Annotated in this window: 22 protein-coding genes and 1 pseudogene; 5 read left to right on the plus strand and 18 right to left on the minus strand. The window is 42.7% G+C overall.

Annotated features, from left to right (window positions below; genetic code table 11):
- Positions 1-743: 743 nt before the first annotated feature.
- Complete coding sequence (locus D3H55_RS02245) at positions 744-1007, minus strand: hypothetical protein (RefSeq protein ID WP_119545276.1); 264 nt, start codon at positions 1005-1007, stop codon at positions 744-746.
- Between the two features lie 162 nt (positions 1008-1169).
- Between D3H55_RS02245 and D3H55_RS02250 the strand changes: the two genes are divergently transcribed.
- The gene (locus D3H55_RS02250) at positions 1170-1460 is read left to right on the plus strand and encodes a HesB/YadR/YfhF family protein (protein WP_119545277.1); all 291 of its coding nucleotides are present in this window, start codon (positions 1170-1172) and stop codon (positions 1458-1460) included.
- Positions 1461-1498: 38 nt separating this feature from the next.
- Here D3H55_RS02250 and D3H55_RS02255 read toward each other — a convergent pair whose 3' ends face one another.
- The 10 genes from D3H55_RS02255 to acnA form a co-directional block, all read right to left on the minus strand.
- A complete protein-coding gene (locus D3H55_RS02255; protein WP_119545278.1) occupies positions 1499-4327 on the minus strand; it encodes an ATP-binding protein in 2829 nt (942 codons plus the stop codon).
- Positions 4320-4691, minus strand: a complete 372-nt coding sequence (locus tag D3H55_RS02260) for a response regulator transcription factor (protein WP_119545279.1) — start codon at positions 4689-4691, stop codon at positions 4320-4322. The genes D3H55_RS02255 and D3H55_RS02260 overlap by 8 nt, the downstream gene beginning before the upstream one ends.
- Positions 4669-6321, minus strand: coding sequence for a response regulator (locus D3H55_RS02265; protein ID WP_119545280.1), 1653 nt, complete (start codon positions 6319-6321; stop codon positions 4669-4671). Before D3H55_RS02265 ends, D3H55_RS02260 begins: the two co-directional genes overlap by 23 nt.
- Before the next feature lie 86 nt (positions 6322-6407).
- Positions 6408-6710 carry a hypothetical protein gene (locus D3H55_RS02270; RefSeq protein WP_119545281.1) on the minus strand — a complete coding sequence of 101 codons (303 nt, stop codon included), beginning with the start codon at positions 6708-6710 and terminating at the stop codon, positions 6408-6410.
- Between the two features lie 17 nt (positions 6711-6727).
- Entirely contained in the window at positions 6728-7144 is a 417-nt protein-coding gene (locus D3H55_RS02275) for an acyl-CoA thioesterase (RefSeq protein WP_119545282.1), read from the minus strand.
- A gap of 99 nt (positions 7145-7243) precedes the next feature.
- Entirely contained in the window at positions 7244-7501 is a 258-nt protein-coding gene (gene tlp / locus D3H55_RS02280; protein WP_119545283.1) for a small acid-soluble spore protein Tlp, read from the minus strand.
- 37 nt (positions 7502-7538) lie between these two features.
- Positions 7539-7682 carry an acid-soluble spore protein N gene (locus D3H55_RS02285; RefSeq protein ID WP_119545284.1) on the minus strand — a complete coding sequence of 48 codons (144 nt, stop codon included), beginning with the start codon at positions 7680-7682 and terminating at the stop codon, positions 7539-7541.
- A gap of 365 nt (positions 7683-8047) precedes the next feature.
- On the minus strand, positions 8048-8191 hold the full coding sequence (locus D3H55_RS02295; protein ID WP_119545286.1) for an FbpB family small basic protein: 144 nt from the start codon (positions 8189-8191) through the stop codon (positions 8048-8050).
- A gap of 284 nt (positions 8192-8475) precedes the next feature.
- Positions 8476-8976 (minus strand): peroxiredoxin family protein, encoded by a 501-nt coding sequence (locus tag D3H55_RS02300; protein WP_168412933.1) that lies wholly within the window; start codon positions 8974-8976, stop codon positions 8476-8478.
- Positions 8977-9161: 185 nt separating this feature from the next.
- Positions 9162-11873, minus strand: a complete 2712-nt coding sequence (acnA, locus tag D3H55_RS02305; protein ID WP_119545288.1) for an aconitate hydratase AcnA — start codon at positions 11871-11873, stop codon at positions 9162-9164.
- 324 nt (positions 11874-12197) lie between these two features.
- Here acnA and sspO point away from each other — a divergent pair, with 324 nt between their 5' ends.
- Entirely contained in the window at positions 12198-12347 is a 150-nt protein-coding gene (sspO, locus tag D3H55_RS02310) for a small acid-soluble spore protein SspO (RefSeq protein WP_119545289.1), read from the plus strand.
- A gap of 226 nt (positions 12348-12573) precedes the next feature.
- Here sspO and D3H55_RS02315 read toward each other — a convergent pair whose 3' ends face one another.
- Positions 12574-12837, minus strand: a complete 264-nt coding sequence (locus tag D3H55_RS02315) for a hypothetical protein (protein ID WP_119545440.1) — start codon at positions 12835-12837, stop codon at positions 12574-12576.
- Positions 12838-12980: 143 nt separating this feature from the next.
- Here D3H55_RS02315 and D3H55_RS02320 point away from each other — a divergent pair, with 143 nt between their 5' ends.
- The gene (locus D3H55_RS02320; RefSeq protein ID WP_119545290.1) at positions 12981-13124 is read left to right on the plus strand and encodes a small acid-soluble spore protein P; all 144 of its coding nucleotides are present in this window, start codon (positions 12981-12983) and stop codon (positions 13122-13124) included.
- A 171-nt stretch (positions 13125-13295) separates the two neighbouring features.
- Here D3H55_RS02320 and selA read toward each other — a convergent pair whose 3' ends face one another.
- On the minus strand, positions 13296-14705 hold the full coding sequence (selA, locus tag D3H55_RS02325; RefSeq protein WP_119545291.1) for an L-seryl-tRNA(Sec) selenium transferase: 1410 nt from the start codon (positions 14703-14705) through the stop codon (positions 13296-13298).
- Between the two features lie 135 nt (positions 14706-14840).
- On the opposite strand from selA, the gene D3H55_RS02330 reads away from it, so the two are divergent.
- A complete protein-coding gene (locus D3H55_RS02330) occupies positions 14841-15239 on the plus strand; it encodes a hypothetical protein (RefSeq protein WP_119545292.1) in 399 nt (132 codons plus the stop codon).
- 32 nt (positions 15240-15271) lie between these two features.
- Here the strand turns inward: D3H55_RS02330 and D3H55_RS02335 are convergent.
- Both D3H55_RS02335 and D3H55_RS02340 read right to left on the minus strand, forming a co-directional pair.
- A pseudogene (locus D3H55_RS02335) lies at positions 15272-15457 on the minus strand (Rdx family protein); the annotation flags it as partial.
- Between the two features lie 137 nt (positions 15458-15594).
- Entirely contained in the window at positions 15595-17832 is a 2238-nt protein-coding gene (locus D3H55_RS02340) for an AAA domain-containing protein (RefSeq protein WP_119545294.1), read from the minus strand.
- Between the two features lie 155 nt (positions 17833-17987).
- Here D3H55_RS02340 and D3H55_RS02345 point away from each other — a divergent pair, with 155 nt between their 5' ends.
- Entirely contained in the window at positions 17988-18242 is a 255-nt protein-coding gene (locus tag D3H55_RS02345) for a GlsB/YeaQ/YmgE family stress response membrane protein (protein WP_119545295.1), read from the plus strand.
- A 37-nt stretch (positions 18243-18279) separates the two neighbouring features.
- Here the strand turns inward: D3H55_RS02345 and D3H55_RS02350 are convergent, their stop codons facing one another.
- From D3H55_RS02350 to D3H55_RS02360, 3 genes are all read right to left on the minus strand, one after another.
- Positions 18280-18909, minus strand: coding sequence for a lytic transglycosylase domain-containing protein (locus D3H55_RS02350; protein WP_119545296.1), 630 nt, complete (start codon positions 18907-18909; stop codon positions 18280-18282).
- 238 nt (positions 18910-19147) lie between these two features.
- Entirely contained in the window at positions 19148-19282 is a 135-nt protein-coding gene (locus D3H55_RS02355; protein WP_119545297.1) for a YjcZ family sporulation protein, read from the minus strand.
- A gap of 429 nt (positions 19283-19711) precedes the next feature.
- Complete coding sequence (locus tag D3H55_RS02360) at positions 19712-21229, minus strand: glycine betaine uptake BCCT transporter (RefSeq protein WP_119545298.1); 1518 nt, start codon at positions 21227-21229, stop codon at positions 19712-19714.
- Positions 21230-21660 lie beyond the last annotated feature (431 nt).

A 21660-nucleotide genomic window follows, 5' to 3' on the forward strand; every position in this document is an offset into this window, starting at 1 on the left:
ACTCTCAATGCGAGTTGAGTTTTATTTTCGCAACATACAGCAACCGTCCTGTGAACTAGCTCAGGACGGTTTTTTTGTGTGGCGTTCCTTCTCTTTCCTTATATAATGGCGTAACTCACTCCAGAATAGGCTGCCTTTTCCTTGGGTTTCCTTTGGCCATATCCCCCCCTGTTTGGGCCAGTTACTTGTTATTCCCAGGTTCTCCTTGGCCCATTTAGCTCTTAATTGGGCCGGGGATCTGTTTTTCCTCGGTTCTCCCTGGTCCATTTAACTTCTAATTGGGCCGGTTACTCGTATTCTTCAAGTCTCAACGGTCCATTTAGCTCTTAATTGGACCGACGACTTGTTTTTCTCTGGTTCTCACTGGCCCATTTAACCCCTGTTTGGGTCGATGACTCGGTTTGCTCTGGCTACCCCTGTTCCATTTAACCTCTTATCGGGCAGATGACTCGCTTTCCCTCAAGTCTCCAAGGACCATTCACCGCTTATTTTGCCGCTTGTTCCCTTTTTCCTGGCCCTCCTTCCCTCATCTAACTCCTAATTGGGCCACATCCTTACATGTTCGTTTTCCCTGGACCTTCAAGAAGCTCGGTACCGGAGCCCGCGCAGGCCTTTTCGGTTTTATAATGCTGATAGGTGGACTAGTGAAAACAAGCAAAAAAAACCGGACAGTTAGAAGAAAACATTCTATCTGTCCGGGTATACAAGGATTGAATCAATGATAATTTTTTGAAAAGGTTTTGTTAGTGTCCCGCAGGGAAAAGGACATGGTGAAACATTGCAGTTGAAATGGCTAGTAACGCCAGTATCACCACTGCAGTGGTGAAGGCTTTCTTCATGCCTCTTTGGAAAATCCAGAGTAAAAGAAAGTATACAGCTGCAGAGGCAGCAATAAAGCCAAGTGCTTCCATTCTGTATTCCGCTTTCTCGAGCTGTATGAAGGTCATCAGGACCATACCGCTGAATATGCCTGCACCAATGATGAGAAACAGTTTGAGGTTGTTCATTCTCCCGCCTCCTTTTTGAACAAGATAGGTATGTATTATTATTTAAAATAACACAGAGAGTATGCTTCAATCCAATCATTCCCCTTTTTGAGCCGATGATTGGCTGAAGTGACGGAAATCATCATATAATAGACAAAGACATGAACCGAAAGGAGTACAGCTATGAATATAACGATTACAAAAGATGCATTGAAGTGGTTTAAGGATGAGATGAATATAGAAGAAGGAGATTTCATTAGGTTCTATGTTCGTTATGGCGGTTCAAGTCCCCTTCATGATTCCTTCTCATTAGGCGTCAATAAGGAAGATCCTATCGACATCGGTACAAAAACAGAAGTGGATGGCACCACTTTCTTTGTTGAAGAGAATGACATTTGGTTCTTTTCAGATCACGATCTTCATGTAAATTATAATGAAAAACTCGACGAACCAGCTTACGACTATAAGAAATGACATAAAAAGGTGAAGGCGCAGCCTTCACCTTTTTTTATTTATTCTTTAAGACGGCCAAGGACCATCTCCGTTAATCTGCTCGGTGAATAAGGTTTCACCAGGAAACCCTCAGCCCCCATTTTCATTACTTTTTCTTTTTCATCCAAAGCAGTGGACACAAACACAGGAATGTTTTTTAGCCGGGAACTGTTTTTAACTTTTTTCAGGATATCCAGTCCGGTCATTGTCGACATGCTTAGCATGATATCCAGGATTAGGATGTCAGGAGGGTTTTCCTCTATAAACGGCAGCGCCTCTTCCCCATTTGAGAAGGTTGTAATGGTAAAGCCGCTTTCGGAGAGCTCATTGGATAGCAACGATGCAAGCTGCTGGTCATCCTCCACGATTACAATCTGCCCCATTTCCTCCCCTGGAGAGCCCGTATCATATCTGAACTCAGCAATGTTTTTTATTCTTGGCAGTGTTACTTTAAAGATACTTCCGTGACCAAGTTTTGAAGTAAGGGTTATGTCACCATTGTGAGCTTTGATGATCTCTTTAGCAATGGCAAGCCCCAAGCCGGTCCCTCCAATCTTTCTTCTGTCAGAGTTATCCACTCGGAAGAATTTTGTGAAGAGGTTAGGGATGGATTCTTCAGGAATTCCAAGGCCTTCATCCTTGATTGAAATACTTATATCATTCAATCCTGATTGAAGATTGATCGTGATGCTTCCTCCATTCGGGGAATACTTCACCGCATTTTGAATAAGATTCTGGAAAACCTGAATCAATTTATCCCGATCACCAAGGACGATGTCATCATCACTGTTGCTGACAAGCTGAATATCATGAATGGATGTGTTGACTTTGATCCCTTCTATGACCTCCTTTAAAAGCGGAGTCAGGGACTCATATCTTTTATCATAAGTCTGTTTACCTGCTTCCATTCTCTGTACATCAAGAAAGTCGTTAATTAATGCAGTCAACCGGTTTGCTTCCTGATGAATGGTGCCCAGGTACTTCTTCTGCCTTTCGGGTTTAAGTTCACGATTGATCAGTAACTCGGTATATCCAAGTACGCTGGCAAGGGGGGTGCGCAGCTCATGAGATACTGTACTTACCAGCTCGTTCTTCATCTGGTCTGCTTCGTATTCCTTTGTGAAATCACGATGCACCAGCACCCAGCCTGACAAGATATCATTTCTGTGGAGAGGCTCTGCGTATACCTGGATCATCTTGTGCTGCCCGTCACTGATTTTGTACTGTGTCTGCTTCGCCGCATTGTCCTCACCGGAAAATAATTTTTCGATAAAAACATGAATTTCTTCCGGGTTTTCAACCCGGTCATGGATCCGCTCAAACCATTCCAGGAAAGGCTTTCCTATGAATAGCCGTGGATCATGGCATGTGTAGATTGAACAAAATGTTTCATTCAGATGCAGGATCCTCCCGGCTGTATCCAGCAGCTGCACTCCTTCATGAATGGTGTTTAGAATATCGTTATTCATGATCCGATCTGCCTCAGACATTTCAAATACCTTAATTTTCTGCAAGGAGATCGAAATCTGCTTGGCAAGGGAGAAATACTCCTGGATCTCGTCTGCAGAGTAACCTCCGGAAAATCGGGAATAAATCATCACCGCTTCAATATTCTCATTGTAAGAGAGGACAGGGATATACAAGTCCCAGCATGGCTGTTCTTCATTATGAATCCCTTTCTCTTCCCTTGGTAGCCTTCTTTTGATAGTAAAAGCCTGTTTCTCCTCCTGAAACCTTTCCATCAGGCCATTATCCAAGTGGCTGATGAACTGGTTTACACCCTCTTCGTGCACACACCATCTTGCAGAAGTCCTGTCGGCATCCAGGATGACAATCAATCCCCTGTCAGCATGCAGTACACTTGCAAACCCCTTAACAATTGAATCAAGAACTTCCTGTTTATCCAAGGAGTTGGACAAACTATTGATGAGTTCATTCCTGTGGCGCAGCTGATTTTCACGGTTCTCCATTTGACCGAGCAGGCTTTCCAGTTCAAACTGCTGAGCCTGCAGTTCATCCTGTTGTTCTGAAAGCTCATCATTGTTGTCTTTCAAATGCTGTTCATTTTCCTTTATGGAAGAGAACATCTGCAGAAAGCTGCTCTTCAATAAGGAGATTTCATCGTTTCTTTTATCAGGTGTAAAAGCTATTTCTGATTCTTCCCCTCTGCTAACCTTATCTGCAGCTACGGCAAGCTCTCTCAAAGGTTTTCCGATTCTGTTCAGACTGATGCGCGTTATGGAAAGTAAGATGATCAGCATGAAGAGAACGAATATAAACATTGTCCATTGAAGATTTCTGTAGACAGAGGCCAGAAACTCTCCATTTTCTTTAACCTGATTTTCCAAACCTTTATGGTAATGATTTAAATTATCTTGGAACGTTTGTATTTGTGGAGTTGCAAAATCATTGGCCCGGCTGACGATGGCATCCATATTTCCTTCTTCGTAATCTGTTAATGTTGGCGGCAGCAACTCCTGAAAGTAATGATTGTAAAATGAATCCATTTCCTCAAGGAACTTTTGATCCTTGGAAGAAAGAGGCAGCTCATTGAACCGTTTCAGAAGGGTACTGATCTCTTTTTGACTGGCCAGTGCACTGCTCTTCAGATTTTCATTTCCAAAAGCTATGTATCCCCTAATATCCATGATAGCCTGGTTGAAGCTTTCATCTATTTCAATAATGATATCTTCCTTCTTAAGATTGATTCCATTATCTCTTTCCAGGTTTTCCTGAACGGTGAACTGTATATATAAAATGATGCTTGCTCCTATCAAGAAAAGGAGGATAAAAACAACCATCAGCGAAGCGAACCTCTTTGAAAGGCTTGTTTGGAAGTAATTATTCATTTTCTGACAAAATTTCCTCTACTCTTTCTGCAAGGGCCATAGGGCTGAAAGGTTTAGACAAAAAATAGTCAGCACCAGCTTTCAGGATCGTCTGCTCATCAGAACTCTGGCTCTTTGCAGTGAGCATCATGATCTTTGTATCTCTGTTCAACATTCCGTTTCGTATGGTACCTATTACTTCCAGACCTGTTTTGGCCGGCATCATATAATCCAATAGAATCAAGTCAAATTCTTCAGAACCAATAAGGAGCTCTGCTTCTTCTCCGTCGCTTGCCTCGTGGATGTCATAGCCATCGTCCTCGAGTGTATCCATTATCAGCATCCGGAGGACTTCTTCGTCCTCAGCTATCAATATTTTCTTCATGTCCATTCTCCCTGTTGTTTTCTGCTAATCTGCTTAAATAAAACAGTATTTTGTTTTCCATTGAATGGATGGAAAACGGTTTAATGACATAATCGGCCACGCCGAGTTCAATCGCCTGCATCATTTCAGTGCGCCCTGTTTCTGCAGACAGCATTAAAACAGTAAAGTCATTGAAATCTGCTTGTTTCAATGTCTCTATGCCGCTCATCCCATCCATGAATATATTGAGAAGCACCATGCCTCTTTTATTTTCCTCCATCCACTTGCTTTCCAGGAACTGTTCCCCGCTTTCAAATTTTGAAATTTTTATTGGGATTTTACTGGTGGAAGCAGTCTGCTTTATAGTATTGGAAAGCAGCACCTGCATAATTGGATCGTCCTCAAGCAGAGCAATCGAAACCGATTTAATAGATGAAGACATATTCCTATTGAATAAGGTCACTTGATTTCTGCCATTCTCTTTCGATTTATATAATGCCAGGTCTGCCAAATCGAGCCAATATGATAGAGAAGTAGAAACTGAAGCATCCACATCAACCACACCTGAAGAAAACGTACAACTGAATTCATGTCCGTCTTCATCATTAAATATAAAGGCTGAGAAAGCTGCCAATATTTTTTCCAGGTATTCTTTGCTTTTCGCTGCTGACAATTCAGGAGACAGCAAAACGAATTCCTCGCCGCCATACCTGATAAGGATATCCTCAGGCCTCAGCCTCTTTTTCACGAACCGGGAAAATTCTTTCAGCACTGTATCACCTGTCAAATGTCCATATTGGTCATTTACTTTTTTAAAATAATCCAAATCCAAAAACGCAATGGAGAGATCCTTTTCTTCCTCCCACTGCTTTGCACATAAATGTGAAAAAGAATTGCGAAGATATTTCCGATTATATAACCTCGTTAATTCATCGACAAGAATCAGATGATCAACAAACCCCTTTCTTTCTATCTGTCTATTCACCCTGATGAAGAGTTCCTCTAACACAAATGGCTTTTGGATAAAATCATCGGCTCCTTGTTTGTAACTCTCCATCCGAAGGTCAGTTGAATTAGTATCAGAAAGCATGACAACCGGAACATATTGTTTTTGGACAGTTTTGGATATATGGGCCAGAGTATCCAGCCCGCTTTGATCTCCAAGGAAGATATCAAGGAGAATGCAATCGGGCTTCACATCATATAGTGCCGAAATCGCCTTGTCTGCATCCGTAAATCCAAAAACATGAAACCCCTTAATTTCCAGAAAATCTTTAATGGAAATTAGGAAGTTCGTATCGTTTTCCACCAGAAAAACTATCTTCCTTTTTTCATTCAAATCTGCTTTGATCGGGAAATCGATTTCATTTTGGTATTCAAACTGATAGCATTCCTTTAAAAGAGGAGTGATCAAATCCTGTATGTTTTTCCTGTTCCAGGTCATGCCCTTATTCCCATCAGCTGTTTTCATTGCATCGGCAGCCAAAGCACCAATTCCATCAAGTTCGATTGTAGGCGCTGTGCCACTGATCGAGTGAAAAAATCGTTTGACTTCAGCAGACGGGATCCCTTTATCTGAGCTTAGCCATTCAGATAATTTTTTTCTGATATTATCAATTAGTTTATACTGATAAACTTTCATTTTCGTCATAATGTACTCCAAAAAATAAATAGTAGATGGATTGAAGCTGCCTTTGGTCCAAGGTGCTCAATTGGCCTTTACCTGATGGGTTTCCATCACTTGAAAAAACGGCTCAGGTGATTGTATAACTGTTCCCTTTCAAGTATCTGTCTTTGTTTCTCCCCCAGAAGGTCAAAGTGAGGATAATCTGTTCTCCTCGCATCAATCCATTCTCTTTTCAACCCGTATTTTTCTCCCCACTCAGCAAGTGCATCCAAATCCCTGGCTCCGACTTTTGTTACCGTATTGCAATCGGGAAAGCGGTCATCGAGCCAATAATGAGTAAGGAATGAAATTTTGCCCTTGTCAATTTCCTGCTTCCATTTTCTCAATTCATTCCGGTCAATACCAAATGCCATTTTCCATCAATAACCTTTTATTTTTTTGCTTTCTCATATGCTTCGTGCCATTCTGGAAATTGCCTCTTAACTGATATCGGCCGGAATGTATCTTTTTTAACACATACATGCTTGGAAATTGCAGTAACCGAAAGGTCGCCTTTTTCAGTAAAAATTTCATAGCCATAGGTTACTCTCAGACCATCGTACGATTCGATCCAGGTTTTCACCAGCGCTTTCTCTCCATACCTGACAGGGCTCTTATAGCTGATTTCTATATCAATCACAGGGGAGATGATTCCGTCCTTCTCCATATCTGCATACTTAAAGCCTAAGTCTTCAATCAGTTTCGTTCTTCCCAATTCCATCCAGACCAGGTAATTGGCATGATAGACTACACCCATCTGGTCTGTTTCTGCATATCTCACTTCGATGCTTTTTTCTGATATGTACATAAAATATCACCTTTACCTTCTAAATTTACTCCTCAATTTTACCATATGATTGGCACTTCCCCATAGAAGAAGCTGCCGGAATGTACCGGCAGCTTTGCTTTATCTATCTTGACTTCCTTGCCCGTTTCGCTGGTAGGCTGCTTCATCTTTCAGTTCGCTCCTGAAAGCATCAATACTTTCACGGCGACGTTCATTTTTCGCTTCAATAGCCTGAATTTGTTCTTGACTATCAGTATAAGCCATTGATTCTTCAGCTCTCTCCATATTCTGGATTGTGTGAAAAACCTTGCTTTGAAGTTTTTCCACATTATCACTGCGGTCGTCTGGGTTCGGGTGATTGTAATATTCTTCAGCCATTGTGGTTCCTCCTTAGATTAGAGTTACTTCTGTGAAGTTATTCTCCTTTAGTCTGGATCACCTGAGCATGTTTCCCTGACTTATCCTGCATTTGTTTCCCTTTATTACCCCCGGCAGCACGCGGCTGGGTGCCAAGGTGATTTGGAACAAAATGACTTCTGCTTCCTTTTGGATTACTCATGAAAAATCCCTCCCTTACACATTAGAATTTCCAAAGGGAGGGAAGATATGAGCATTGTTTGATTAGATATTCCTGGCTTTGTTGGGAATCCCGCTTAATAAATGTGGATAGCTGGATGACACAGAAAATACTTTGTTTAAACGGTACCGAATGAAAGATAGCGGGATAAACACTGAAAAATGGAGTTCCGAAAATATTTTGCCGGGACTCCAATTCTATGTTCGCTTCATTTTTTATTTATTTAACGAGGAGCTTACAGCCGGACAGCCGGAAAGTCTTGATGTACTTCATAACACCTTTCATCTGAATCGGCTGCTTAAATCTGCTCCAATTCATCCTTTCAATTAACGGCCATCAGCATCTCATTATTCAGCTTTTTCCATCCGTTTGATCTCAAGCCTGTTTTCAATTCTTTCTTCGATGGCATCAATGGCTTCTGCATCCATCATCAAGGCTCTTTTATTTTCGTTTACTAAATCGGCAAATGATTTTTTTCGCGGCCTGCGCATATTTTACCCTCTCTTCTATTATGAGTTTACTTTTAGTATGGGCAAACTATTGATGGATTATAATCAATTTTCTAAAATTTTTATTTATGGCTCTATTCGTAAACTTTGTTGCTATTCACTATAGATTTCAAATAGAATTCTGGTATATCGCCGTAAAAATCCCGGTGAGCAGGAAAGAAAAGAGCTGCTCATTCTTTTTCGATAGTAAAACCTTTGAATACAGGGTAAAAATCCGGCACCTGGGATTTTTCCGAAAGCAACAATATATGCGTAAACAGCCTAATTTATTGAACGAACACATGGAATCCTTCTTCATCCATTGCTCCAATATGCTTATTGATTACATATCCGTTTTCATCAATCAGTAAACTTGTGGGAATAGAAATCACCTGATACTCTTCGTTCACCTTGTCGTCTTCGTCCAACAGGACTGGAAAGGATATTCCCGCTTCTTTTGCAAATTCCCCGGCATGATCTTCAGGGTCAATGTTGATGGACAATACCTGAATGTCTTTCTGGCCCGATTTGTTGAAGGCTTCTAACGCAGGCAGTTCTGCCGTGCAAGGTTTGCACCAGGCTGCCCAGAAGTTGATTAACACCTTTTTCCCTTTGAAATTTGTTAAAGATACCGTTTCCCCTGATAGCGACTTCAGTGTAAATTCAGGAGCAGGGCTGCCAAGCTTCGGGCCTGGGAGGCGGTCAGGAATCTCTTCATCTCCTGAAGCCAATTCTGAACTCGTAACTGCTGGGACCGCTTCTTCTCTATCTTCTTTAAATTCGTACATTTCCGGCATTGACTTATTTTCTGTATATATAACAAATACAAAGGAACATATTAGGAAAACCCCGAACAGTTTTTTCACGGATAAAGCCCTCCAAAACTTAGTTGATGTTCTATTTTATGAGGGCTTGTCTCGATTTATTATAAAAAAACACCCGCTCAACAATTGAACGGGTGTTTTTCATATCATTATGCTTTAAGTTTGTCGCGAAGTACCATTTGCAGGATTCCGCCATGACGATAGTAGTCAACTTCAACATCTGAATCGAAACGAACAAGTGCATCAAACTCAGTCTTGCTGCCGTTTTCGTCAACAGCAGTAACTTTGATGATATCACGTGGTTTCACACCTTCAGCAAGGTCCACAGAAATGGATTCAGTACCTTTCAGTCCAAGTGTATCAGCGTTTTCACCCTTCTTGAATTGAAGAGGAAGGACACCCATCATCACAAGGTTTGAACGGTGTATGCGCTCATAGCTCTCAGCGATGACTGTCTTGATGCCAAGAAGGTTGGTACCTTTGGCAGCCCAGTCACGGGAAGATCCCATACCATAATCTTTGCCGGCAAGTACTGCAAGGCCGATTCCCTGCTCTTTGTACTTCATGCAGGCATCATACATTGCCATTACCTCATCTTCAGGCCAGAAAGTTGTATATCCGCCTTCAGTTCCAGGAGCTATGCGGTTCCGGATACGGATGTTGGCAAATGTTCCGCGCATCATTACTTCATGATTACCACGGCGTGAACCATAAGAGTTGAAATCGCGGGGCTCTACGCCATTGCTGCGCAGATATTTTCCAGCTGGTGTATCTTTACCAATGGCACCAGCAGGAGAAATATGGTCAGTTGTGACAGAATCGCCGAACCTTCCAACCACTCGCAAACCATCCAAAGGCTTGATATCTTCCGGAACTGGAGCGAGTCCTTCAAAGAATGGAGGGTTTTGGATATACGTTGATTTGTCATCAAAGCTGTACAACGGCTCATTGCTAGTCTTGATTTCGTTCCAGCGCTTGTTATCATTGAATACATTTTCATATTCTCTGCGGAACAATTCAGGTGTTACAGTACGTTTCACGACATCCTTCACTTCATCCTGAGTCGGCCAGATATCAGCAAAGAATACGTCATTTCCATCTTTATCTTTTCCAAGTGAATCGGTTTTAAGGTCGATATCCACTGTACCAGCAAGTGCATATGCTACAACCAATGGAGGTGAAGCAAGGTAGTTTGCTTTTACAAGCGGGTGGATACGCCCTTCAAAGTTACGGTTACCTGAAAGAACGGAAGTCAGAAGCAAGTCTGCATCTGCAACGGCTTTCTCGATTTCAGGACGCAGCGGGCCTGAGTTACCGATACATGTTGTACAGCCGTACCCTACAAGGTTGAATCCAAGCTGTTCAAGCGGCTCAAGCAAGCCGGAATCCTGAAGGTAGCCTGTAACAACCTTTGAACCAGGAGCAAGGGAAGTCTTGACGTAATCTGGTACGATCATGCCTTTCTCAGCAGCCTTTTTAGCTACGAGACCTGCACCAAGCATTACGTAAGGGTTCGAAGTATTCGTACAAGAAGTAATCGCGGCAATGCCGATTCCTCCCGTAGGGATTTTCACTTCTTCGCCAGCCTGGTTAGTGTAAGTGGCTGTCTTTTCGATTTCTTTTTCATCAAGGCCGAATCCTTGGACACCTTCAGGGTTGGTGATGGCTTTATGGAAAGAAGGCTTCATGTCGGAAAGCGGAATCAAATCCTGCGGACGCTTAGGACCGGAAAGATTCGGTTCGATTTCGGATAAGTTGATTTCCACAACGTCCGTGTAGATTGGATCTTCTTTATCCGGAGTGAAGAACATGTCGTTCTCTTTCAGGTACTGTTCCACAACATTGATATGTTCTTCGGAACGGCCAGTCAAACGCATGTAGTCAAGAGACTCGGCATCTACCGGGAAGAAGCCGCAAGTTGCGCCATATTCAGGCGCCATGTTGGCGATTGTCGCACGGTCTGCAAGCGGAAGCGTCGCAACACCTTCTCCGAAATATTCGACAAATTTGCCGACTACACCTTTTTGGCGAAGCACTTGAGTGACCTTAAGAGCCAAGTCAGTTGCAGTAGCTCCGTTTGGAAGAGCTCCCGTCATCTTGACACCGATCACTTCTGGAATCGGGAAGTATGAAGGCTGGCCAAGCATTCCTGCCTCTGCCTCAATACCGCCTACACCCCATCCAAGTACGCCGATACCATTGATCATTGTTGTATGGGAGTCCGTACCAACCAGTGTATCAGGATATGTTTCAAATTCACCGTCTTCATTTTCGACCGCATGAACAACATTTGCAAGATACTCAAGGTTGACCTGGTGAACGATACCGGTTGCAGGCGGAACTGCACGGTAGTTCTTAAATGCTTTTTGAGCCCAGCTCAAGAACTGGTAACGTTCTGCATTACGTTCAAATTCAAGGTCCATGTTGACTGCAAGTGAGTCTGCAGTTCCATATTTATCAACCTGTACAGAGTGGTCGATAACAAGGTCAACAGGGATTTCAGGATTGATTTTGTCCGGATCTCCGCCGATGTCAGCCATTGCTTTACGCAGAGAAGCCAAGTCTACTACGGCAGGCACTCCGGTGAAATCCTGAAGGATGACACGTGAAGGCTTGAATGGAACTTCAGCATCCTTCACATCTTTAGATCCAAAGTTCGCAAGGTTTTCTACATGCTCTTTGTTGATTACGCGGCCGTCATATTGGCGCAGTACGGATTCAAGCAGTACCTTCACTGAGTAAGGTAAACGTGAAACGTTTGCTACGCCCGCCTCTTCTAATGCTTTTAAACGATAAAAATGATAGCGTTTCCCTGCTGCTTCGAATGAAGTACGGGAATTAAATACGTCGTTCTTCGCCATCTCGATTCCCCCTCTTAGAGATTATAACGATTTTTCTTGTGATGAAAAGTTTGATCCTTTAATTTGAGTCACATTAACATCTTAATACAAGCGATTACATAAGTAAATATCAAGAAAGTTATTGTGTTTGATAAGTTTTTCTTATGGAATTTCCGCTTTTCATTTTGCACCCAATAAAAAAATCCGAATAAATAAGGATTCACAAAAAAATTCAGAGTTCTTTAATGCAAAGCTTATTATCCTGAAAAAACAAAACGAAGTGATTTTCATCTCATAAGATCGGCCTCCCGAGGAAACAATATTCTGCAAGGGGAGGTGACCTTAATGGCCAAAAGAAAAGCAAATCATATCCGCGAGGGCATGAATGACGCCAAAGCTCAAGGTACTGGAGCCGGCTACAATGAAGAATTCTCCAATGAACCATTGACAGCTGCACAACGGCAAAACAACAAAAAGCGCAAGAAAAATCAATAATCAAACAATTTCAACTATATAGTAACAAATTATGCGTCCTATACTCAATTGAAAGGCCTTGCAGCTTTCAACTTATATTCCTCCCCTCCTCCGCGGTTCAGCTAGTCTGAAGATTGAAACTGATTTTCCGGGTCCTTGCATTGGATCCTCTGCTGTTTCACATAATTCTTAATCCTCTTATGTGAAAAGGGATTGGACCTGTTATCAGGTCCAATCCCTTTTTTGACTAACTTGGATTCTGGTTCACTTGCTGCATGACGGATGTAAGATCGGATTTCATCTTTTCAAGCTGCCCGCGTTGGTGTTCGGAAGCGGTTTCCAAGGCATTTTCGATCTGCTGGTAAGCCTCGTTGACTTCATTCTTAAGATGTGCGAGCTGATGGCCGTAGTCAGCACCATCCAATACCAGTTCATTGACTGCATCCTTTACTTCCTCATGGCCTTGCTGAGCTGCCTGAAAGGCCTGTTGTTTGTCCTTATGATATGGCATGAAGTCATCTCCTTTTGGAAAATATTCCATTGTTAGAATCTCCTTTTTTCGCGGAAACTATACCTAAAGAAGATTCCGTTCCTTACAGGAAGATGAATAAGAGCGCTCAGAAATCCACATTCTACTTTTAGGAGGGATGCAATATGAACAAAAATGACGGAAAAGATATCCGCAGAAATTCCACTAAAGGGCAGCCTACAGGGCAGCCTGAACCTTTAAGCGGCTCGAAGAAAGTGAAGAACCATAACCATACACGCCAGAAACATAACCAGCATCACGATATGTAAGAAACGAAGCAACACTCTTTGCAGCATCGTCTCTCTATGTGTTCAGTAAAATTCAAAACACTTCAGCCTGATTTTATGAAGAATTGCAAGGAAACACCGGAACTCCGAACAAATCCAAAAAAGGTATCCTCAACAAAACACAGTCTCCGTGTCTGGGACTGTGTTTTGCTCTTAAAGCTGTTCATCCAGCCCTAATAAAGTTTGGAAGATCACACCAACTTCTTCTTCTTCGACTGTCCTTAAATCAAGAAGAAGTTCATCTTTGTGGATTCTTGCGATGATAGGGATAGGAGCCGCCCTTAGGCGCTTCTCCAGTTGGGCTGCATCCATCCGGCTGTGCTTTAAGGATAGTACATAGGTATCCAATTCAACATCAGGCATCGTACCGCCGCCAACCTGGCTGATGTCAGGCTTAACTTCAGCAGAAAACCCCCTTGCGTCGTCCCTTAGGGCATCCCTCATCTTTTCTGCAATGAATTTGATTGAATCTGCCTCCATCAAAAGTGCATTGTAAGCAGGAATATTTTTTTCGTTTCCTTTCAAGTAATCAATAAGGGTCCCTTCCAAAGCGGCCAGCGTCATTTTATCCACACGCAGCACCCGTGCCAATTGATTTTTTTTCAACCTGTCTATGAACTCTTTTTTTCCGGCTATGATTCCAGCCTGCGGGCCGCCAAGCAGCTTATCTCCGCTGAAGGAAACGATGTCTGCTCCTTTTGCGATGACATCCTTGACCAATGGCTCGGAACCTATGCCATGTTTCTTTAAATCATAAAGCATGCCGCTGCCCAGATCTTCATAGAAAATCACGTGCTGATGGGCTGCAGCCAACTCAGCAAGCTCCTCTGTTGGAGCCTCCTCGGTAAAACCCTTGATGACAAAATTACTTCGGTGCACCTTCATCAGCAGGGATGTATCTTCATTGATTTTGGCAGCATAATCTGAAATCCGGGTCTTGTTTGTTGTGCCTACTTCAATCAACCTTGCGCCGCTTTCTTCCATGATGGAGGACACACGGAACGACCCGCCGATTTCAACCAGCTCTCCCCTGGACACTATCACTTCTTTTCCTTTGCCAAGTTCAGAGAGGATCAGGAAAACAGCAGCGGCATTATTGTTGACCACCATCGCGGCTTCTGCACCCGTAGCCTCCTTGATGAGTGTTTCAGCATGTGTATGCCGGGAGCCTCTACTTCCTTTATTGATGTCATATTCCAAATTGCTGTAATTCCTAGCAATTTCCTCGACATGCAGAACAGCTGTTTCGCTCAAACGCGCCCTCCCGAGATTTGTGTGCAGGATTGTTCCGCTGGCATTGATCACCTTTGTCAACGTATAAGTGAATTTCTTTTCCGCTGCATTGCCGGCTTGTTGGATTAAAAAATCCTCCAGACCACCACTTCCCGGCAGTGGCCCCTCCCATGTGCCGTTCATCAGGTGAATCCTTACATTTGCCACTTCTTCTTTAATGAGCTCTGTCCCCTGCTCAATGGAAATTCCGCTATCTCTCACCATCTGTCCAAACTTCTCCCCATTCTGGATTTCATGGATAGAAGGGATTTTTCTTAATAGTTCCTTCATAGTCAGCGCCCTCCGATTTGTTACCGCCTGAATATTTCACATTATACCACCCACACATCATAACCCAAAAAGAATAAACTGTTGAAAAGGGAAGTATACTTCGCTTGTATCACTGCGAAGGAGCCCAAAGGAAAGATGGAGGAAATTATGGCAAACTCGGGAGAGGATTTTAAATTAGAAGACTGGGAACGATGGATGAAAGACTGGCTGCTTGATCCTTATACAACTCAACTTGATGAGTCGCAGTTCAGGGTGGATCTATTCGATACAACAGAAGCGTTCATCGTTGAAGTATCAACGGAGGCTTTTGCGGTACAGGAAGTGCTCCTCTCTAAAGAAGGCCAAACACTCTCTATTGAAATAATTGCTGCAGATGAGGATAGAACGAGGTCCAGGAAAGTCGGCTTCCCCTTCTCTTTAAAGTATCATCCCATAGAGTTATATCCACAGAAAGAGTACTTGGAAATTTATATCTTGAAAGCTCTGGAGAAGAAACCAACTCCTTCTGTCATCCGGTTTCAAGGCAGTATATAACGAAAAGGATCAGCCGGCGGCCCGGCTGATCCTTACTTGTTCTCAATTTGTTGGATAATGTCATCCGGATCAGGGAAAACACCCGTATCCAGTTTTGAATAGATTTTTTCACCATCTATATAGACTTCGAATGCCCCTCCTGATGAAGGGATAAGTTTCACTTCTTCCAAATCCGCACGAAAATGGTTGAAGAGTTCTTCCGCGAACCTCGCGGCCTTGGGGGAATAATTTCACATCATGCAGAATTCAACCGTCATTTTAATTTTTTTCATATGATTAATACCTCCTTCACTGTTCTTGCTTTCTGTCATTTTAATATAGGAAAAACCATTGTGCAAACGCTTCACTTTCATGATTACGTTATATTTTTTTCATATGCGGCAAAAAAATTGCCGGAGAAAACCCTTGCCATGTATGGAAAGCAGTCTGATGAGTTCATGTCATTGAATCCAAACCATAATACTTTCTGGTCAAAGCCTATAAAGTGATGGACGAATTCTCCCCGGTCTATTTTATAATTGCTTAAAGGAAAATCACTGTTATGTTTACATAATATTATTATAGACTTCTCTTGTTCGGTCTTCTTTAAATGCATCCATATAGAATGCGGCACATCCTCTATCTTTTCAATTGACAAAAAGATTTCTGATTTTGCGTTTTTTATATCTTTCACCAGCTTCTCCACGTCATGTTTCTTGTACCATTTCAATCTCTTCGTATACACCTCGGAAAAAACAGGATCTTGCAGAGGAACCTGCCCCTTTCTTCTGTTTTCCAGAAAATCAATCAATTTACGAACAGGCTGATTTTTTGATACCCGCCTTTTAATGAATTGATGATCTCCTACCATAATGAATTTGCTCTTTGCTCTGGTCACTGAAACATTAATGAGCCTTCCGCTTCCCTTTTGGGTCAATAGTGCTCCAGCTTTTTCCTGGGGAGCTCCATCTGTAATATCAAATAAAATCATGTCTTTCTCAGAGCCTTGAAACTTATGCACAGTTGAAGCGAAAATCTGGGAATTCATTACGGTATCCCGATTATTAAAGAAAACGGGTATGATTTTATTCATCCACTTTGCTTGTGCTCTATATGGAGTCACATATCCAATGGACTTGATTCCGGACTCATTGGCTGACAACATCAACTGAATAGATACCAGGCTTGACATTACATTCCAACGGGACCCGCTGTCTGTCCGGCACCATGGGGAATTGTCAATCAAGGGGAAAATCGAGGCGGCTTCCCCTGGGAAAGGGGAAAGGTTTGTCACTGCAGTACGCTGTTTCAGTATTTCATGATGGTCTTTTACCAAGGAATAGTAAAAAAATTCATTCGTAAAGGCTGATATATCCGGATGCATCCGCCGCTGGATTGGCAGCAGCATAAGTTGCTGGTTTCTGTATCCTTTTTCAACCTGGCTGGCGATCCCTGACAAATGAAAAATATCCTGCTTCAGCCACTTTTCTGCAAGACTGTGCCTGGAAACAGCAATAGGGGGAAGCTGTTTGAAGTCTCCGCAAATGACAACACGTGTCCCCAGCGTCGAGGCAAAAGCAATTTGAGGGGCGTAGGCCATACTCGCTTCATCAATGATCACCAAATCAAATTGAGTTTGATATATTAGTGGATCGACTGCGGCTTTGGACAGGGTTGTGGCGATAACTCTTGCCTCATTAACAAATTGGCCCTCCATCTTACGGAGTTTTTCCCTCAGTTTCACCAAAGCAATCTCTACTTTAGTCAACTGGGATGAGTCCTTTGCATTGAATTTTGCCGATAACTTTCTCTTTAAAAGAAGTCGCTTCTTTTCAAATTTCCTTCTTCGTGCACCTGAGACATCATCTTTCATTTCTGTCAGACTGACGATACTTAAATCCCGTTGGGAATTCACCTCATCTTTTTCTGCTGTGCCATAGCGGATCACCTCTCCTGGTGCCCATTTCCCGTTTTCCTTTAAGAACCGGCTTATCTCCAGTGTCAAAACATCGACAGCCGTATTGCTGTGGGAAAGAATCAGGATCTTGCGGTCATTAACGTATTGATAGGCAGCCATCCTGGCAAGGGTATAGGTTTTTCCAGTGCCGGGCGGGCCCCAAATATACGTGACAGGATTATACTTAGACCTCAAGACAGCTTCATGAACCAAATTTTTCACCTTGTCAGCCGGATGATAGGTTTTTTCCCCGGGATTCATCACTCTTTCAACAATCCTTAGTTTCCAGCTATCTTCCTCGATCTCAGTCAAACGGTCAATCAATTGATTAAGGAGATCCCAAGGTTCGTTATGTAAAACCCCTCTTCCTGTTTCCTCACCTAAATCACTGTCCAACTCGACAATGACATCACCTGCATCAGAAGAAAGAACCCTGCCTTCATGCTTTTTGCCTCTATATTCAAAAATAACGGGGCTTCCCTGAAACAAGCTGGCGGGGAAAGCCATTACCAGCCAATAAACCGATCCCCCTTCACCCGTACCCAGGTACTGGCCCTTAATAATTGAAATCCCCCGGCTGTCAATCTCTTTTAATTGTTGAATTTCAGCTATCAATGCTGTCTTCCATTGCTGAATCATTCTTTCTGCTGCAATCATTAAACTGCTCCTATTAGTGTTAAATTTACTATTATTATTCCTTGTACTGCGCAAACTATTGATATACCCAAAGAGTGCCCTGGTTTAACCATTGGATGTTCTGTGTATATTAAAACCTAAGAAATTAAAAATACTTTATTAGGAGGAAAAAAATTATGAGTTTTATTTTGTATTTAATCATCGGCGGTATTATCGGATGGCTTGCGGGTCTGATCCTCGGAAGAGACGTCCCTGGCGGAATAATCGGAAATATTATCGCCGGGATCATCGGTGCATGGCTTGGAGGATTGATCTTCGGGGACTTCGGTCCTGACATCGCTGGAATGGCAATCATCCCGGCACTGATCGGTGCGATTATTCTCGTCTTTATTTTAAGCTTGATTATGAAGAGTATGCGAAAAAACCGTTAACCAAGGATAAAGAAAAAACAGGCTGCTGTGTACCTACTCATTCAGCAGTCTGTTTTTTATTGCTATCCTGTTTATATCTTTCTGCAAAGAACAACACATCCTCTACATACTTCTCACTGTGGTTATATGCGAAAACCGCCCTCTCTATATCTCCATCCGCCGCTCCGTTACTTGCCAGATAGTTGGCTGCACTATAAACAGCATCTTCAATATCCCATGGATCAGCTTTCCCGTCTCCATCGGCGTCAACACCATATCCTCCATATTTCGCGATCACTTCCGGATCGGTCAGTTCTTTCTGCGGAATTTCTCCTTTTCCGAGCCCGTCACATGTAGGATGTGACCAGCCGACAAAAGTACAGGGCATAAACTGGAGATGTCCTTCTGCCCCGACGGGAGAGACCATTGTTTTCATTGTAGAGAATTTTGTCTCAACCCTATGGTGTGCGGCCAGCAGGTTCCAGGGTACTCCGTATTCACGCGCAGCATCTTTATAAATCGGAATATATTCTGCCGGGATTTCATCTTTTGCTTCCTCTGATAATTCCTGGTATGTCAAGAATCCACCGTATACAACAAAATAAGCAAAAAGGATTGTTATGGGGATTAGCAGGATTTTCAGGGGCGAACCCTTTTTCTCTCTCCGTTTCGGCCGTTTTTTTGCCATTGTAATGTCATCAACCTTTTTTTAATATCTTCCTTATTTTAAAAAACCTTTAAAGAATACGCAACTAATATTCTTCTTGCATTGCTTGTCTTATGTACTATTTTGCTGACTAAAACACCTGCCTTTAAGATCTGGGCTGATCAGTGGAAGGCAGCAAATGTTTACTCTGGAAAGAAATTTTTGAATACCGAAAAAAACAGCTTCAGCGGGGATCTTCCACTGAAGCTGCCTTCCATCATTAGTTCACATAAGCTGCACCAACGATAATCAAAAGAATGAAAAGAACTACAATCAACACAAATGTGCTGCCATAGCCACCGCCGCTGCCATAGCCACCGCCGCCGCCATAGCCATATCCGCCGTATCCGTACATACATGAACACCTCCTCGTACCATGGTTACTACACTGTATGCTTACCAAGCAATTGTGACTGAAATAAAAGCCCTGAAAAGCCAAAAAACTTCAGGTTTTTGCGGTATAGGAGGCGAATGTATTGAGTGGACGGGAGGATAGTTGGACCAAACACTTCTGTTGCTATGCAAACAATGGGGATTTTCACCGAAACAATATGTTAAATATCTCATTATATATGTAAGGATTTGGATGCATTTATTATGCATTTATTAAGGAAAGGGACCCACCTCACCCGTGGTGAGAATATTTTTACAGCTTTTCAGGGAATATTTTCCATACAGTAGTTGCGGCAACCATCGGTCCCCCATAAGCATCCTGAGCCCAGAGATCGGAAGCAGAACAAAGAAGCAGGCAGCCCATTATGTTAAAGGCTGCCTGCAATTTCATTTATCGTACTTTATTTCGGGGTTTTGGTTTAAGGTACAAACCTAACTCTTTCTTTTCTTTCGTGAGTGCCTTGTACAGCGAAACCATCATCAAAATCATGATCATCGAAAATGGGAAGGCGGCTATAATCAATGCATTCTGCAAGGCTTGCAGCCCTCCGCTGTACATCAGGATCAATGCAACTGTTGACTGGGCAATGCCCCAAGTCAATTTTACCGTATTTGGAGGCGTCAATGATCCATAAGTGGTCTGCATTCCCAGAACAAACGTTGCAGAGTCAGCAGAAGTAATGAAGAACGTACTGATCAAAATGACCGCCACAATGGAAAGGACAGCTGATAACGGGATTTCATTAAATACCGCAAACAGCACTTCCTCTGTTGCATAACTGGAAAGATCCACTGCACCTGACTGCTGGATATCGATTGCTGATGTACCAAAGATCGCAAACCAGATCATGCTGACAAGCGCTGGAAGCAGCAGCACACCGAATAGGAATTCACGGATGGTCCTTCCGCGTGATACACGAGCAATGAAGATCCCGACGAATGGAGACCAGGAAATCCACCATGCCCAATAGAAAATCGTCCAGCCGTTGATCCATTCCTGATGATCAGCATTAAGAGGAGCAATTCGGAACGACATACGCACCAAATTCTGAACATATGCCCCAAGAGTATCTGTAAATAAATTCAGAATCAGCAGTGTCGGACCGACAATGAACATAAGGAGTACCAGAGCAACAGCCAGGACCATATTGGTGTTACTCAGATATTTAATTCCTTTACTTAGTCCGGACCAAGCAGAAATCATAAATAGTACGGTAACTACTGCAATAATGATGAATTGAACCGTGAAGTTATTAGGAATGCCAAACAGATAAGACAATCCCCCGTTAATTTGAGCAGCCCCGAAACCGAGTGTTGTTGCTACACCTACAACCGTTGCGAAGACAGCAAGGACATCAATGATCGTACCAAGCGGACCATTAACCCGGTCACCGAATAAAGGTTTCAGAGTAGCCGATACAAGTCCCGGCTCCCCTTTCCTGAATTGAAAATAAGCAAGAGACAGCGCTACAAGTGCATAAATCGCCCATGCATGAATCCCCCAGTGGAAGAAAGCATAACGCATCCCTTCTTTGATTGCTTCATTAGAACCTCCTTCTGCCATTGGAGGTGCCATAAAGTGGGACAGCGGTTCTGCCGCTCCCCAGAATACTAACCCGATACCCATTCCCGCACTGAAAAGCATCGCGAACCAAGTAGAAGTAGTGTATTCGGGTTTTTCATCAGGTTTCCCGAGCCGGATGGTCCCGATCGGGCTGATAATAAGAAAGATACAAAAGATTACAATCGCAGTAACAAGAATTAAGTAGTACCAGCCGAATCGTGTAGTGATAAACGATTGAACTCTGGCTGTCATTTGTTCAAAGCTTTCAGGAGCAGTGACCCCAAAAATCAGTGCTGCCAACACGATTGCCACCGTGATCCAAAAAACACCTGATATTTTTTTCATCATCATTTTCCTTTCATATGTAATGTTTTTTCAAAGGTTGTTCTTGCAAATTTTGCTTAAATGATAGACCTCCGCCGAATAAAACAACATTTTTAACCCTAACAGAAGAAGTAGACATAATCAACCGTTATGCCTCTTCTATGGTGTTTTAAGTATATACCCGGTTTTCATATCGTAAATGCTTGGTTTATTTTCTCCTTGATACACAAAAAGATACCAACAAATAAAAGCATGAATGAAGCCCTTAACTGCTGCAAAAGCTAAACAAGAATGGAAGTTGATCATAAGGAGGACAACCCTTTGCAGAAACAAAACCCAAATAACCAACACGAAACTGCTAAAGAACTGGCTGAAAGACAAATGAGCGACAGAAAAGAAATGCAATCAGTGAAAAACCCAGGCACCAAACCTGGCCGTTAACACACTAAAGC

The organism is Bacillus salacetis (genome assembly GCF_003581585.1).
Taxonomy (GTDB): Bacteria; Bacillota; Bacilli; order Bacillales; family Bacillaceae_B; genus Rossellomorea; species Rossellomorea salacetis.

Bases quoted from the DNA above. Each gene is read 5' to 3' on its own strand.
- D3H55_RS02315 (WP_119545440.1), bottom strand. From the start codon at position 12,837: ATGCCATATCATAAGGACAAACAACAGGCCTTTCAGGCAGCTCAGCAA.
- D3H55_RS02255 (WP_119545278.1), bottom strand. From the start codon at position 4,327: ATGAATAATTACTTCCAAACAAGCCTTTCAAAGAGGTTCGCTTCGCTG.
- D3H55_RS02360 (WP_119545298.1), bottom strand. From the start codon at position 21,229: ATGAAAAAAATATCAGGTGTTTTTTGGATCACGGTGGCAATCGTGTTG.
- D3H55_RS02330 (WP_119545292.1), top strand. From the start codon at position 14,841: ATGGAGGAAATTATGGCAAACTCGGGAGAGGATTTTAAATTAGAAGAC.
- tlp (WP_119545283.1), bottom strand. From the start codon at position 7,501: ATGGCTGAAGAATATTACAATCACCCGAACCCAGACGACCGCAGTGAT.
- D3H55_RS02295 (WP_119545286.1), bottom strand. From the start codon at position 8,191: ATGCGCAGGCCGCGAAAAAAATCATTTGCCGATTTAGTAAACGAAAAT.
- D3H55_RS02270 (WP_119545281.1), bottom strand. From the start codon at position 6,710: ATGGCATTTGGTATTGACCGGAATGAATTGAGAAAATGGAAGCAGGAA.
- D3H55_RS02245 (WP_119545276.1), bottom strand. From the start codon at position 1,007: ATGAACAACCTCAAACTGTTTCTCATCATTGGTGCAGGCATATTCAGC.
- selA (WP_119545291.1), bottom strand. From the start codon at position 14,705: ATGAAGGAACTATTAAGAAAAATCCCTTCTATCCATGAAATCCAGAAT.
- D3H55_RS02320 (WP_119545290.1), top strand. From the start codon at position 12,981: ATGAACAAAAATGACGGAAAAGATATCCGCAGAAATTCCACTAAAGGG.
- D3H55_RS02345 (WP_119545295.1), top strand. From the start codon at position 17,988: ATGAGTTTTATTTTGTATTTAATCATCGGCGGTATTATCGGATGGCTT.
- D3H55_RS02260 (WP_119545279.1), bottom strand. From the start codon at position 4,691: ATGAAGAAAATATTGATAGCTGAGGACGAAGAAGTCCTCCGGATGCTG.
- D3H55_RS02300 (WP_168412933.1), bottom strand. From the start codon at position 8,976: ATGTACGAATTTAAAGAAGATAGAGAAGAAGCGGTCCCAGCAGTTACG.
- D3H55_RS02285 (WP_119545284.1), bottom strand. From the start codon at position 7,682: ATGAGTAATCCAAAAGGAAGCAGAAGTCATTTTGTTCCAAATCACCTT.
- D3H55_RS02350 (WP_119545296.1), bottom strand. From the start codon at position 18,909: ATGGCAAAAAAACGGCCGAAACGGAGAGAGAAAAAGGGTTCGCCCCTG.
- D3H55_RS02250 (WP_119545277.1), top strand. From the start codon at position 1,170: ATGAATATAACGATTACAAAAGATGCATTGAAGTGGTTTAAGGATGAG.
- D3H55_RS02275 (WP_119545282.1), bottom strand. From the start codon at position 7,144: ATGTACATATCAGAAAAAAGCATCGAAGTGAGATATGCAGAAACAGAC.
- sspO (WP_119545289.1), top strand. From the start codon at position 12,198: ATGGCCAAAAGAAAAGCAAATCATATCCGCGAGGGCATGAATGACGCC.
- D3H55_RS02265 (WP_119545280.1), bottom strand. From the start codon at position 6,321: ATGACGAAAATGAAAGTTTATCAGTATAAACTAATTGATAATATCAGA.
- acnA (WP_119545288.1), bottom strand. From the start codon at position 11,873: ATGGCGAAGAACGACGTATTTAATTCCCGTACTTCATTCGAAGCAGCA.
- D3H55_RS02355 (WP_119545297.1), bottom strand. From the start codon at position 19,282: ATGTACGGATACGGCGGATATGGCTATGGCGGCGGCGGTGGCTATGGC.
- D3H55_RS02340 (WP_119545294.1), bottom strand. From the start codon at position 17,832: ATGATTGCAGCAGAAAGAATGATTCAGCAATGGAAGACAGCATTGATA.